Source organism: Kitasatospora sp. NPDC053057, assembly GCF_044546945.1.
GTDB lineage: Bacteria > Actinomycetota > Actinomycetes > Streptomycetales > Streptomycetaceae > Kitasatospora.
In genome coordinates this window covers 1-13,944 of record NZ_JBITZP010000008.1, presented here as the reverse complement: position 1 = coordinate 13,944, position 13,944 = coordinate 1, and the positions used below count along the sequence as shown (strand labels likewise).

Annotated in this window: 10 protein-coding genes; 6 read left to right on the top strand and 4 right to left on the bottom strand. The window is 73.5% G+C overall.

What is annotated here, in order from left to right:
- Positions 1-60: 60 nt before the first annotated feature.
- Positions 61-1,773, bottom strand: a complete 1,713-nt coding sequence (locus ACIG5E_RS11225; protein ID WP_396533065.1) for a carboxyl transferase domain-containing protein — start codon at positions 1,771-1,773, stop codon at positions 61-63.
- A gap of 133 nt (positions 1,774-1,906) precedes the next feature.
- Here ACIG5E_RS11225 and ACIG5E_RS11220 point away from each other — a divergent pair, with 133 nt between their 5' ends.
- On the top strand, positions 1,907-2,596 hold the full coding sequence (locus ACIG5E_RS11220; RefSeq protein ID WP_396533064.1) for a TetR/AcrR family transcriptional regulator: 690 nt from the start codon (positions 1,907-1,909) through the stop codon (positions 2,594-2,596).
- A 366-nt stretch (positions 2,597-2,962) separates the two neighbouring features.
- Positions 2,963-7,024, top strand: coding sequence for an ABC transporter transmembrane domain-containing protein (locus ACIG5E_RS11215; protein ID WP_396533063.1), 4,062 nt, complete (start codon positions 2,963-2,965; stop codon positions 7,022-7,024).
- 78 nt (positions 7,025-7,102) lie between these two features.
- Here ACIG5E_RS11215 and ACIG5E_RS11210 read toward each other — a convergent pair whose 3' ends face one another.
- A complete protein-coding gene (locus tag ACIG5E_RS11210) occupies positions 7,103-8,044 on the bottom strand; it encodes an ATP-grasp domain-containing protein (protein WP_396533062.1) in 942 nt (313 codons plus the stop codon).
- A gap of 135 nt (positions 8,045-8,179) precedes the next feature.
- Between ACIG5E_RS11210 and ACIG5E_RS11205 the strand changes: the two genes are divergently transcribed.
- A complete protein-coding gene (locus ACIG5E_RS11205) occupies positions 8,180-8,704 on the top strand; it encodes an NUDIX hydrolase (RefSeq protein WP_396533061.1) in 525 nt (174 codons plus the stop codon).
- A gap of 18 nt (positions 8,705-8,722) precedes the next feature.
- Here the strand turns inward: ACIG5E_RS11205 and ACIG5E_RS11200 are convergent, their stop codons facing one another.
- Positions 8,723-9,946, bottom strand: a complete 1,224-nt coding sequence (locus tag ACIG5E_RS11200) for a hypothetical protein (protein WP_396533060.1) — start codon at positions 9,944-9,946, stop codon at positions 8,723-8,725.
- A 148-nt stretch (positions 9,947-10,094) separates the two neighbouring features.
- On the bottom strand, positions 10,095-10,340 hold the full coding sequence (locus tag ACIG5E_RS11195) for a hypothetical protein (RefSeq protein WP_396533059.1): 246 nt from the start codon (positions 10,338-10,340) through the stop codon (positions 10,095-10,097).
- A gap of 308 nt (positions 10,341-10,648) precedes the next feature.
- Between ACIG5E_RS11195 and trpS the strand changes: the two genes are divergently transcribed.
- The 3 genes from trpS to ACIG5E_RS11180 all read left to right on the top strand — a co-directional run bounded on the left by trpS (position 10,649) and on the right by ACIG5E_RS11180 (position 13,592).
- A complete protein-coding gene (gene trpS, locus ACIG5E_RS11190) occupies positions 10,649-11,731 on the top strand; it encodes a tryptophan--tRNA ligase (RefSeq protein WP_396533058.1) in 1,083 nt (360 codons plus the stop codon).
- A 144-nt stretch (positions 11,732-11,875) separates the two neighbouring features.
- Complete coding sequence (locus tag ACIG5E_RS11185) at positions 11,876-12,862, top strand: LD-carboxypeptidase (RefSeq protein WP_396533057.1); 987 nt, start codon at positions 11,876-11,878, stop codon at positions 12,860-12,862.
- Between the two features lie 55 nt (positions 12,863-12,917).
- Positions 12,918-13,592: a nucleoside/nucleotide kinase family protein gene (locus ACIG5E_RS11180; RefSeq protein ID WP_396533056.1), complete on the top strand. Its 675-nt coding sequence runs from the start codon at positions 12,918-12,920 to the stop codon at positions 13,590-13,592.
- The last annotated feature ends 352 nt before the right edge of the window (positions 13,593-13,944 follow it).

The following is a 13,944-nucleotide window of genomic DNA, read 5'->3' as shown; positions in this document are numbered from 1 at the left end:
TGACGGACCAAGTCACTGACGGGCGACGTCACCGGCAGGCGAAGTCACCGGGGTGCGGCGTCACATGCGGAAGACGCCGTACGGAGCGGGCGGTGCCAGCGGGGCGTTGGCGCAGGCGGTGAGGGCGAGGCCGACGACGGTACGGGTGTCCATCGGGTCGATCACACCGTCGTCCCAGAGCCGGGCCGTGGCGTAGTAGGCGTTGCCCTGGCGCTCGTACTGCTCGCGGACGGGGCGCTTGAACTCCTCCTCCGCCTCGGTCGGCCACTCCTCGCCGTGCGCCTCCAGCTGGTCACGGCGGACGGTGGCCAGCACGGAGGCCGCCTGCTCGCCGCCCATCACGGAGATCTTGGCGCCCGGCCACATCCACAGGAAGCGAGGTGAGTAGGCCCGGCCGCACATCGAGTAGTTGCCGGCTCCGTACGAGCCGCCGATCACCACGGTCAGCTTCGGGACCCGGGTGCAGGCGACGGCGTTGACCATCTTGGCGCCGTGCTTGGCGATGCCGCCCGCCTCGTACTGCCGGCCGACCATGAAACCGGTGATGTTCTGCAGGAAGAGGAGGGGGATGCCGCGCTGGTCGCACAACTCGATGAAGTGGGCGCCCTTGACGGCCGACTCGGAGAACAGCACGCCATTGTTGGCGACGATGCCGACCGGGTGGCCGTGGATCCGGGCGAAGCCGGTGACCAGGGTCGCGCCGTACTCGGCCTTGAACTCGGCGAAGCGGCTGCCGTCGACCAGCCGGGCGATCACCTCGCGCACGTCGTAGGGCGTGCGCGGGTCGACCGGGACGGCGCCGTACAGGCCGGCCGGGTCGACGGTCGGCGGCTCGACCGGGGCGAGCGGCCACGGCTTGGCCGCGCGCGGGCCGAGCCCGGACACGATGGTGCGGACGATGGAGAGGGCGTGGGCGTCGTCCTCGGCCAGGTGGTCCGTCACGCCCGAGGTGCGGGAGTGCAACTCGCCGCCGCCCAGCTCCTCGGCGGTGACCACCTCGCCGGTGGCGGCCTTCACCAGCGGCGGTCCCCCCAGGAAGATCGTGCCCTGGTTGCGGACGATCACGGCCTGGTCGCTCATCGCCGGGACGTACGCGCCGCCGGCCGTGCAGGAGCCGAGCACGGCGGCGATCTGCGGGATGCCCGCGGCCGAGAGCCGGGCCTGGTTGTAGAAGATCCGGCCGAAGTGGTCGCGGTCCGGGAAGACCTCGTCCTGCATCGGGAGGAAGGCACCGCCGGAGTCCACCAGGTAGATGCAGGGGAGGCGGTTCTCCAGCGCGACCTCCTGGGCGCGCAGGTGCTTCTTCACCGTCATCGGGTAGTAGGTGCCGCCCTTGACGGTGGCGTCGTTGGCGACCACCACCACCTCGCGTCCGGCGACCCGGCCGATGCCGGCGATCACCCCGGCCGCGGGCGCCGCCCCGTCGTACATCCCGTCGGCGGCCAGCGGGGCCAGCTCCAGGAACGGCGAGGCCGGGTCGAGCAGGGTGTCCACCCGGTCACGGGGGAGGAGCTTGCCGCGCGACGTGTGCCGGGCGCGGGCCTTGGCGCCCCCGCCGAGGGCGGCGGCGTCGAGCTTGGCGCGCAGTTCGGCGACCAGCGCCTGGTGCGCCTCGGTGTTGGCCCGGTAGGCCGCGGAGCCCGGGTCGGCGGAGGTGCCGAGTCGGGGCGCCGGAGCGGCGGCTCCCGGCGGTACGGCGCCCGGTGCCGTCGCCGTGCCGGTCACTGCGCTGAGCCGGACGCCGGAGGGTGCGCCGGTGGTTGAGATGACCATTCCCAAGAGCTCCCTTGCCCTCGGCAGCAGGTGGGCGGGCCGAGTGCGGTTCGCCCGTGATCCCCACGTTAATTAACGTTAACTTACGCGCCCAGGTTAACGGCCGATAACCCGACTGTCTACGATGGGCAGCATGCCGAACGTCCCCGCAGCCTCCGCGCTCCCACGCCGCGACCAGATCCGCCGTGAGGCTGCGCGACTGTTCGCAGCCCGGGGCTTCCTCGGCGTGGGCGTGGACGAGATCGGCAAGGCCGTCGGCATCAGTGGCCCCGGCCTCTACCGCCACTTCGCGGGCAAGGACGCGATGCTGGCCGACCTGCTGATCGGCATCAGCGAGCGCCTGCTGGAGGAGGGGCGCCGCCGGGCGGGCGGCGGCGACGGCCCGGCTGCCGCGCTGGACGCGCTGATCAGCGGCCACGTCGACTTCGCCCTGAACGACCGCGACCTGATCACCCTGCACGACCGCGAGCTGCTGAACCTCAAGGAGGAAGACCGGCGCACGGTCCGCCGGCTCCAGCGCGGCTACGTCGAGCTGTGGGTGGACGTGGTCCGGCAGGCCCACCCGTCGCTCGCCGCCCCCGAGGCCGAGCCGACGGCGCGGGCCGCCGTGCACGCGGTCTTCGGCCTGATCAACTCGACTCCGCACAGCCTCGGCCCGAACCCGGCCCACGGCGAGCGCACCGGTCTGCAGCGCGACGGCATGGCCGCGCTGCTGCACACCCTCGCCCACGGCGCCTTCGCGGCCGCCGCCGACTCCGCGGCCACCGGCTCGGCCGCTGTGGACGGTTCCGGGACGGCCGATCCCGTCTCCGATTCAGCCTGAGGCCAAGCGCCGGGCATCGGGAGTCCCGGGCGCCGGGAGCTGCCCGAGCGCCGCGAGCTGCCCGAGCGCCGCGAGCTGCCCGAGCTCCCCGAGCACACCGGCCCGGCCCGCCGTCGGCCCTAGGTCCAAAGGACGGCGCCCGCCCGCCCCCGGGCCGCTGGGCATACGGCGGGCCGTCGGCGACCCTTGGGGCAAGGGCGGGCCGGCGAGTCGCAGCTGTGTTCGACTGGGAATCACCGCAGACGGCGGGCTGTTGCCCAGTCCGCCGGGCCGGACGATCCGGGCCGCCCCGGAACAGCCCCGACCGCCTCGTGCGGCCGGAAAAGCCATGGCGGCCACCCGACGAAATGGTTAGCATCCCTAAATATGCCCGAGACTCACGGATCCATGGTGGAGCAATCCCCGAGCGGCTCACCGGCCCCCGGCCCCAACCCGGAGGGCTCCGGCGACAGCCCGCAGGCCGCTGATGCGCGCCCCGAGCCGAGCGAAAGCACGATGCAGAGCGAGAACGCGAAGCCGAGCGAGAACGCCGGCCCGACCGCGGACGCTGGCCTGACCGCGGACGCTGGCCCGACCGCGGACGCCGGCCGGAGCGCGGCCACGCCCGCCGAGGCCGACGGCTGGCTGCGCCGCCTGATCGGCTACAGCTGGCGGTCCCGCCGCAGCCTGCTGCTCGCCTTCGGTGCCTCGCTGCTCGGCATGGCCGTCACCGCGCTGGTGCCGCTGGTCACCAAGCTGATCATCGACGACGTCATCGTCGCCCACACCCGCTCGCTGACCCCGTGGGCGGTGCTGCTGCTGCTCGCCGCCGTCGTGGTCTTCGGCTGCACCCAGGTCCGTCGGTACTACGGCGGCCGGCTTGCCCTCGACGTCCAGCACGACATGCGTAGCGACCTGTTCCGCTCGCTCGGCCGACTGGACGGTCACCGCCAGGACCGCCTGGACACCGGCCAGGTGGTGGGGCGCGCGACCTCCGACCTCCAGCTGATCAACGGCCTGCTCTCGATGCTGCCGATGATGACCGGTTACCTGCTGATGTTCGTGATGTCGATCGGCGTGATGGTCTGGCTGTCCGCGCCGCTGACCCTGATCGCCCTGGTCATGGCCCCCGCGCTGTGGTGGGTCAGCGTGCTCAGCCGCAAGCGCCTGTTCCCGGCCACCTGGGCCGCCCAGCAGGAGGCCGCCGCCGTCGCGGGCGTGGTGGACGGTGCGATCGGCGGCGTCCGGGTGGTCAAGGGCTTCGGCCAGGAGGCACAGGAGCAGGACAAGCTGGAGCAGGCCTCCCACAACCTGTTCGCCGCCCGGCTCCGGTCGATACGCCTCAACGCCCGCTACAACCCGGCGATGCAGGCGATCCCAGCCCTCGCCCAGGTCGCGGTGCTGGCCTTCGGCGGTTGGCTGGCCGTCGACGGGAGGGTCTCGCTCGGCACCTTCGTCGCCTTCTCCACCTACGTCGCGCAGATGACCGGCCCGGTGCGGATGCTGACCATGGTGATCACGGTCGGCCAGCAGGCCCGGGCGGGTGTCGAGCGCGTCCTGCAACTGATCGACGAGCGTCCGCTGGTCCAGGAGCGTCCGGACGCGCTCAGCCTGGACCTCACCCAGGACGGCAGCGCCGCAGCCGACGCCCCGAACGGCGGCTCGGCCGGTCCCCGCACCTCCGACATCGCCCTGGAGTTCGACCAGGTCGAGTTCCGCTACGACCCGGAGCACCCCGCCCCGGTCCTGCACGGCCTCAGCCTGAAGCTGGCCCCTGGCGAGACCCTCGCCCTGGTCGGCGCGTCCGGCTCCGGCAAGTCGACGGTGGCCCAGCTGGTGCCCCGCTTCTACGACCCGGCGGCCGGCACCGTCCGGCTCTACGGCCACGACCTGCGCGACCTCACCCTGGACTCGGTCCGCGCGGCCGTCGGCATCGTCCCCGAGGAGAGCTTCCTCTTCTCCGAGTCGGTCCGCACCAACATCGCCTACGGCCGCCCGGACGCCACCGAGGAGCAGATCGTCGCCGCCGCGCGCGCCGCCCAGGCGGACGAGTTCGTCCGCGCGCTTCCGGACGGTTACGAGACCAAGGTCGGCGAGCAGGGCCTGACCCTCTCCGGCGGCCAGCGCCAGCGCATCGCCCTGGCCCGGGCGATCCTCACCGACCCCCGGATCCTGTTGCTGGACGACGCCACCTCGGCCGTCGACCCGCAGGTCGAAGCGGAGATCCACGACGCGCTGCGCTCCGTGATGACCGGCCGCACCACCCTGCTGATCGCCCACCGCCGCTCGACCCTCCAGCTCGCCGACCGGATCGCCGTCCTGGACCGCGGCCGGCTGCTGGACCTCGGTACGCACGAGGAACTCGAAGCCCGATGTCCCCAGTACCGGGCCCTGATCACCGACCCCGAGGCCGGCCGGTCCCCCGAGCCGCAGAGCCCGCAGAGCGCGCAGCCCGCGGAACAGCCCGCGCAAGACGAACGGCCCGCGCAGGATGGACGGCCCGCGAGAGGCGAACAGCCCACGCAGGACGGACAGCCCGCGCAGAAGACCCCCGAGCTCCCCACCCCCGCCCTCGTCAAGGCGGCCCGCACCGCCGACCCCGACCTGCTGGCCAAGGTCGCCGACCTCCCGCCGGCCTCCGACGTCCCCGCCGTGCCCCGCGCCGAGGCCGAGGCCGGTGACCCCGACTTCAGCCTCGGCCGCCTGCTGCGCCCCTTCCGCACCCCGCTGCTCATCGCCCTCCTGCTGGTCACCCTCGACGCGGCCGCCGGGCTGGTGCTGCCGGTGCTGATCCGGCACGGCATCGACGAGGGCGTCCGCAAGGGTCTGATGTCCGGCGTCGCGGTGGCCTCGGCCCTCGCGCTGGTCGTCGTCCTGCTGGACTGGCTGGTGCAGAGCGCGGAGAACCGGGTCAGCGGCCGTACCGGTGAGCGGGTGCTGTACACCCTCCGGCTCAAGATCTTCGCCCACCTCAACCGGCTCGGCCTGGACTACTACGAGCGCGAGCTGACCGGCCGGATCATGACCCGGATGACCACCGACCTGGACTCGCTGACCTCCTTCCTCCAGACCGGCATGGTCACCGCCGTGGTCAGCCTGCTGACCTTCGCCGGGATCTTCGTGGCCCTGCTGATCATCGACGCCGGCCTGGCCCTGGTGGTCTTCGCCGTGCTGCCGCTGCTGGTGATCGCCACCCTGGTGTTCCGGAAGAAGTCCAAGGACCAGTACGAGCGCTCCCGGGACCTGATCAGCACGGTCAACGCCGACCTGCAGGAGAACGTGGCCGGCATGCGGATCGTCCAGGCCTTCCGCCGTCTGGACACCAACACCGACCGCTTCGTGGCACGCGGGATCGCCTACCGCGAGGCCCGGGTCCGCGCCCAGTTCTACATCTCGCTGTACTTCCCGTTCGTCCAGTTCCTCTCCAGCGTGGCGGCCGCCCTGGTGCTGATCGTCGGTGCCGCCCGGGTGGACGCGGGGACGCTGACGGTCGGCGCGCTGGTCGCGTACCTGCTCTACATCGACCTGTTCTTCGCCCCGGTCAACCAGCTGTCCCAGGTGTTCGACGGCTACCAGCAGGCCTCGGTCGGCCTCGGCCGGATCCGCGAACTGCTGCGCACCCCGACCACCACCGCGCAGGCGGCCGACCCGGTCCCGGTGACCAAGGCGCTGCGCGGCGAGATCAGCTTCGAGGGCGTCGGCTTCGCCTACAACGGCGGCGCGGATGGTGCCCCGGAGGTGCTGAGTGGCGTCGACCTGCAGATACCCGCCGGTCAGACGGTGGCGCTGGTCGGCGAGACCGGCGCGGGCAAGTCGACGCTGGTCAAGCTGGTCGCCCGGTTCTACGACGCCACCGAGGGCACCGTCCGGGTGGACGGCGTGGACCTCACCCGCTACGACCTGGCCCAGTACCGTCACCGCCTGGGCGTGGTGCCCCAGGAGGCGTACCTGTTCGCGGGCACGGTCCGCGAGGCGATCGCGTACGGCCGGCCGGGCGCCTCGGCGGCCGAGGTGGAGGCGGCGGCCCGGGCGGTCGGCGCCCACGACATGATCGTCCGGCTGTCGGGCGGCTACGACCACGAGGTCGCGGGCCGTGGGCGGAACCTTTCGGCGGGCCAGCGCCAGTTGATCGCGCTGGCCCGGGCCGAACTGGTCGACCCGGACATCCTGTTGCTGGACGAGGCCACCGCGGCGCTCGACCTAGCCACCGAGGCCGCGGTCAACCAGGCCGCGGACCGGCTCAGCGGGGGCCGCACCACCCTGGTCATCGCCCACCGCCTGACCACCGCCGAACGCGCCGACCGGGTGGTCGTGCTGGACCACGGCCGGGTGGTCGAGGACGGCACGCACACCGAACTGCTCGCCCTGGGCGGTACGTACGCCCGGCTCTGGCAGGCGTTCATCGCGGACGGCCACCCGGCACCGGCCGAGACGGTCACCGCCGGGTAGCCGCTCGGCCGCTGCCCGGCGGGGTCGGCGGACGGTCCATCGGAAGTGGGACCACCCGCCGACCCGCCGGTCGGTCAATCAGGCGGCGATCAGCGAAGCCAGCAGCCCCGAGGCATCGATGCCGCGCGGCAGGTCGCTCACCTGGCCGTCCCCGACCTCCACCACCCGCCAGCCGGAGCCGTCGGCCCGGCTGGCGAGGTCGGTGGTGACGAAGCGGCAGCCGAGTCTTCGCACCAGCGCGGAGACCTCGGTGAGGTCGGGCTCGACCTGCAGGTGCGGGGCGTCCGGGTGCGGCCCGACCAGGACCGGCCGGCCGTCCAGCCACCACACCCGGGCCTCCACCGCCCGCCGTTCGCCGCCCGCGGCACCCGCAGCATCGCCGCCGTCCTCGTCCGGCCCGTCCGGCCCATCTGCCCGCTCGAACTCCTCGTACCGCCGAAGCACCACCCCGCCGGCCAGGAACTCGCCCTGCAGCTCGACGAACCGCCCGACCACCCGGCCGACGGCCGCCAGGTCGGCCAACTCCGGTACGTAGCAGGCCTCGTGCCACTCGTGCTTGCGCGACTTCACGTAGTCCTTGACGATCGCCGCCCCGCTCCCGCCGAGCCGGGCCACGGCCTCCGCCAGTTCCTCCGGCGTGGGCGGCACGGCCCCGGATGTCGGGATCCAGACGCTGGGCGGGGTCGCCCCCTCGAACGCTCCGTACCAGCCGGGCAGTTCGTGCGCCGCCGCGTAACCGGGCGGGCTGGTCAGCAGGTTGCCGTCGCGGGCGGTGAGCGCGGCGGCGAACTCGGCGTACCGGGCGGAGGGGAGCATCCAGCCCCGGTACCAGAGCGGTCCGCTGCCCCGGGGCACCCGCCGGACCGCCTCCTCGGCGCGCCCGGCGAGCAGCGCGTCGTGGTCGACCAAGAGGTGCTCGCCGCCCAACTCCCGCACCAGCCTGGCCTCCCAGGCGAAATGCGGATCGGGCCGGCGTGGGTTGAGCGGATCGGCGGGGAAGAGAATCGAGGGTACGGGCATGGCGGTCAGGGTACGGCCGGCGGGGCGCCCGCGACTCCGGATCGACGCAGGCCGGGGGGCCGGAAGCAGCTCAAGTCGGCGGCCGGGGCGGGGAATCCGGTCGACGCCCCGGTCGGGCGCTGTCAGAGTGTCCCGATGCGAAGACTGCTGCGACCGCGCAAACGCGTTCCCCGCCAGGCCGCCCGCACGGTGGTCCTGGACCGGAACGGCTCGGTGTTCCTGCTCCGTTCGGACAACGACGAGGTCGGCGTCCACTGGACCATGCCCGGTGGCGGGCTGGAAACGGGCGAGACGCCTCGGGTCGGAGCCCGGCGCGAGCTGTGGGAGGAGACCGGCTGGACCGACCTCGAACCCGGCCCGCTGCTCTGCACCTGGGAGCACGACTTCACCTGGCACGGCACCCCGGTCCGCCAGCACGAGCACATCTACCTGACCAACGGACCGCACCGCGGCCCGGTCGGCGACGTCAGCGCGGTGCACGCCGAGGACCGGATCCTCGACTGGCGCTGGTGGACCCCGGCCGACCTCGCCGACGAGAACGCCGACGCGCTCTGGCCGCCCCGGCTCCCGGAGTTGCTGGAAGCGGTCCGCGCGGGCTGGGCGGTCGACGGGCGCCCTCCGGTGCCCGTCGACCTCGGCTACATCCCGAACGCCCGCTGACGGGTCCGTCCTCGGACCCTAGCCGCGCCCGCCGCGCCGCGCCCGCCCGTGCGGGCCGGGTGGGCCGGGCTCCCAGCCGTGCAGGTCCAGCTCCCGGTCGTGCAGGGCCCAAGGGTTCATCAGCACCGTCAGCCGGGCGCCGGTCAGTTGCTCGACCGTGAGACCGGTCTCGACGACCAGCTGCTCGGTCGACACCGAGACGGCGATGGCGGGACGCCAGGACGGCAGCACCACCAGGCTGGTCCCGCGCCCGACCCGGATCGGCTCCGCCGCCACCCGGACCGGCGTCCGTTCCTCCGGGCGGCCGACGGCCTCCGGCTGGACCGGGCTGCCGCCGATCAGGATGCCGAGCGGCGGGACGGCCCGGGACTCCTCGGCCCCGCCCCCCACCACGGTCCAGGCGTCCGCACCGGCTGCCGGGGGCGCCTGGTCGGCCACCACCCTCGTTGCACCGATCAGTTCACCCGGCCGTCCCGCACCGCGCGGCTCCGCCCAGGTCGGGTCGGCGGCGGCCGTCTCCCGTGCGGTCGCCCCCTGCCCGGTCCGGTCGGCCTGGGGGTGCATCCGGCGCAGTCGGCGGGAGGGGGACGGCCGCCGCCAGCCGAGGTTCCGCACCTCCTCACGCGTCGATTCACGCATCGGCTCACGCGTCGATTCACGCATCGGCTCACGCGTCGATTCGCGCGACGGCTCGCGATAGGAGTCGCGATAGGACTCGCGCACCGAACGCGGCACCGGCGCGGGCCGGTTGCCCTCGGACGGCGCCGCCGTCTGCTGGGGCCGGACGAACACCGGTCCGGCCTCGCCGAAGGGGGCACCGGCGGCGTCGTCCCCGTCCTCCTCCTCGGCCTCGCCGAGCAGCGCCCGCACCTCCTCCACCGACCGGCGGCACGCCGCCGCCAGCTCGTTGAGCGAGCGCCCTTCGGCGCGCGCGGCCCGCAGCCGGTCGGCGAACGCCGCCCGGAGCCGGTCCGCGGTGGCATCGCCGTCCGCCGAACCGCGGCGTAGCTGCGCCTCGACGTCCTCCGGCGTGCGCGGCTGTGGCACCGTGTCATGGCGGGCGGGGGCACTGACCGGGCCGGTCGAGCAGCCTTCGGCCGCCGTCGCGATCAAGCAGATCGGCGCCCCCGAGGCGGCCAGGCCAGCCGAGCCGGCCAGGCCGGCCGGGGGCGAGGAGTCGGCGCCGTCCGCGGGCGGGCCGGGCAGGGCGGGGTCGGTGGAGTTGGGGTGGAGCGAGGTCATCGGCGGGCCCTTCGGGGGACGGTCCCGATGATCCTCCCGCACCGCGCGACCAGCTCCAAGCGTCATTCCCGGGCGTGTGCCCGCGAGCACGGTGGGTTCACCGGGCGAGCGGCGGGAGATCGACGGCACCCGTACCAGGCGGGTCGGCTCAACTGCCGGGCGTCACGAAGCCCTTGAGGTCGGCGAGCACCGAGTTGGCGGCCGTGACGCCGAGCCCCAGGAACCAGGTCTCGTCCGAAACCGGCCGGGCCTGACCGGACTTGACCGCGCCGAGCGTCTTCCAGAGCGCGCCGCCGAGCACCGCGTCCTGGTTGGTCGAACCGGGACTGCCGTACACGCCGTAGAAGATCCAGTCGGCGTCCGCCTTGTCGATCTGCTCCGGGCTGACCTCCACTGCGAGCTCCTTGAGCCGACGGCGGCCGGGTTGCCTGCCTTGTCCTTGAGGTAGGCGGGCAGGTCCGGCCGCAGTTCTTCCGCGGCGAGACGCTGCGCAGGGACACCCCCGCCCTGGTCGCGGAGGACTGACGCTATCGTTGGAGCCATGAAGCGCTTCGTGGGCCTGTGCTGGTGGCCGTCCTAGGACGGCCACCACACCTGCCTGACCAGGGCCGTCCGGGATGGACGGCCCTGTCGCGTTTCCCCACGGGACGGGCCCTGCGCCCCGGACGGCCGCCACCACCGCCGTACCGAGGGAGAAACCCGATGACCGCCACCGCCCGCACCGCCGCCGAGCACGACACCGCCGGACCGGCCGCCACCCCCGTCCTGACGGCCGCCGACCTGATCGACGACCCGGGCGCCCACCGCGTCCTCACCGGGGACCGCCCCACCGGCCCGCTCCACCTCGGCCACTACTTCGGCACCCTGCAGAACCGGGTCCGGCTCCAGGACCAGGGCGTCGAGATGTTCGTCCTGGTCGCCGACTACCAGGTCATCACCGACCGCGACCTCGCCGACCGGCTCGCCGAGCACACCGAGAACCTCGTCCTCGACTACCTCGCGGCCGGCCTCGACCCCGAGCGGGCCACGATCTTCGCGCACAGCGCCGTCCCCGCGCTCAACCAGCTGCTGCTGCCCTTCCTCAGCCTGGTGAGCGTCGCCGAACTGAGCCGCAACCCCACCGTCAAGGACGAGATCGCCCACTCCAGCCAGGTCGCCGTCAACGGACTGATGTTCACCTACCCCGTCCACCAGGCCGCCGACATCCTGTTCTGCAAGGCCGACCTCGTCCCGGTCGGCCAGGACCAGCTGCCCCACCTGGAGGTCGCCCGTACCGTCGCCCGCCGCTTCAACGAGCGCTACCCGCACGCCGACGGCAGCGCCGTCTTCCCCCGCCCCCGGGCACTGCTCTCCGACGCCCCGATGCTGCTCGGCACCGACGGCGGCAAGATGAGCAAGAGCCGCGGCAACGCCGTCGCCCTCGGCGCCGACGAGGACGAGACCGCCCGGATCATCCGCGGCGCCAAGACCGACGCCGACCGCCGCATCACCTACGACCCGACCGGCCGCCCCGGGGTCTCCGGCCTCGTCCTGCTCGCCGCGCTCTGCCAGGACCGCGCCCCGGAGGCGATCGCCGAGGAGATCGGCTACGGCGGTGCGGCCGCCCTCAAGCGCACCGTCATCGAGTCCGTCAACGAGTACTTCCGCCCACTGCGCACCCGCCGCGCCGAACTCGCCGCCGACCGCGGCCACCTGCGGCAGGTGCTGCGCGCCGGTGCGGAGCGGGCCAACGCGATCGCCGACGCCACCCTCGCCGAGGTGCGGGAGGTGATGGGCGCGATCTGAAGAGCCATCAACCCGCCCGGCCCTCCTGGGGGCCGCGCACCCCGGGACATCGGCCGGTCGGCCCGCGGGCATATCGTCACCGGGCGGCCTCGACCACACCCCGAGGCCGCCCGCTGCCCGCCCCTTCCCCGAAAGGCCCGGTCCATGGACCAGCAACCCGCCACGCCCGGCCAGGGACTGACCCGCCCGCCGCACCTGCGCCCCGGCGACCACATCGCCGTCGTCGCCCCCAGCGGCCCGATCGACCCCGAGCGACTCACCGCCGGCTGCGCGATCCTCCGCTCCTGGGGACTGCGCGTGACCGTCGCCCCGCACGTCCTCGACACCCACCCCGTCCTCGGCTACCTGGCCGGCACCGACGCCGACCGCGCCGCCGACCTCCAGGGCGCCTGGCTCGACCCCACCGTCGACGCCGTCATCTGCGCCCGCGGCGGCTACGGCGTCCACCGCATCGTCGACCTGCTCGACTGGACCGCGATGCGCGCCGCCCGCCCCAAGCCCTTCATCGGCTTCAGCGACGTCAGCTCCCTGCACGAGGCCTTCGCCCAGCGCCTCGGCCTCGCCACCCTGTACGGGCCGCTGGCCTCCGGCTCCTCCTTCGTGGACGACGGCCCCACCGCCGAACACCTGCGCCGGACCCTCTTCGACCCCGCCGCCACCACCGTCCTCACCTCGCCCACCGCCACCGCGCTCGTCCCCGGCCGCGCCCACGGTGTCACCGCCGGCGGCTGCGTCCACGTCCTCGCCGCCGAGCGCGGCACGCCCGCCGCCCGCCCCTCCTTCGCGGGCAGCATCCTGATCCTCGAAGACGTGAACGAGCACCCGTACCAGCTCGACCGCCTGCTCACCCAGTTCCTGCGCTCCGGTGCCCTCGACGGCGTGGCCGGCATAGCCCTCGGCTCCTGGGCGGGCTGCGGACGGCCCGAACGGGTCCGGGAGGTGATGCTCGACCGGCTCGGCGGGCTCGGCGTGCCCGTGATCTGGGAGCTGGGTTTCGGCCACTGCCCGTCCACCCTCACCGTCCCGCTCGGCGTCCCCGCACTGCTCGACGCGGACGCCGGCACCCTCACCCTGGACCTGCCCGGCCTCGCCCCTGCTCCTTCTTCTGCCTCTGCCCCTACCGCCGTCTGAGCCGGCGGTCGTCTGAGCCGGCCGTCGGGCCGGGGCGAGTGAGTAGGGTGCGGCCATGAACGAGGACCGCCTCACCGCCCTTGCCCTCGGACTGCTCCGCGGCCCGGGCAGCAACGCCCGTACGATCCTCGGACTTGCCGGCCCACCTGGAGCCGGCAAGTCCACCCTGGCCCGCCACCTCGTCGCCGAGGTCGAACGCGTCGAAGGCCCCGGCACGGCCGCCTACCTCCCGCTCGACGGCTTCCACCTCTCGGCCGCCCAGCTCGACCGCCTCGGGCTGACCCACCGCAAGGGCGCCCCGGCCACCTTCGACGCCCACGGCTACGTCGCCCTGCTGCGTAGGGTCGCCGCCGACCGCTTCCAGGACATCTACGTCCCGGACTTCGACCGCACCCTGGACGAACCGGTCGCCGCCCGCCACGTCGTCCGCCCGCACACCCGGCTGGCCATCACCGAGGGCAACTACCTCGCCTCCGCCGGGACTCCCTGGCCGGACGCCCGCAGACTGCTGCGCGAACTCTGGTACGTCGACACCGAGGACGCCGTCCGCCAGGAACGCCTGCTCCGCCGTCACCGCGACGGCGGCCGCGACGAAGCCAGCGCGCTGCACTGGGTCACTGCCAACGACCACCCCAACGGCGAGTACGTGAAGCAGGGCCGTGCGCTCTGCACCCGGACCGTCCCCGGAACCGGTTTGCCTCAGACCCCGCAGAGGGGTAGTGTTCCCTAGTCGCTCGGCAGGGAGCACCGGACACGCATCAGCGCGGACGGTCCCGGGGCGGCCAATCCTCTGAAACACCACTTCCGGTTCGTGCCGGTCGTTTCGCTTTTCGCGTCGCGGCTCGGTGCTTATTCGGCGTGCTCGTTTTATCGGATTGCAGTCGGATTCGGCTGGATTCGCTTTTCGGAGCGGGGATCGGCTAGAGTTTGAAACGTCGGACGGGGCGTCAAGCCGCAGAAGACAGTAGCGAGTTGGATGACGAAGCCCCGGAAAACGGAGCGGAAAACATCTGATAAGCTGGAAACACGAAAGAACGAAGCGCCCGGAGGGCCCGCTGGAAGGCGGTCCGAAGGAAGCGTCC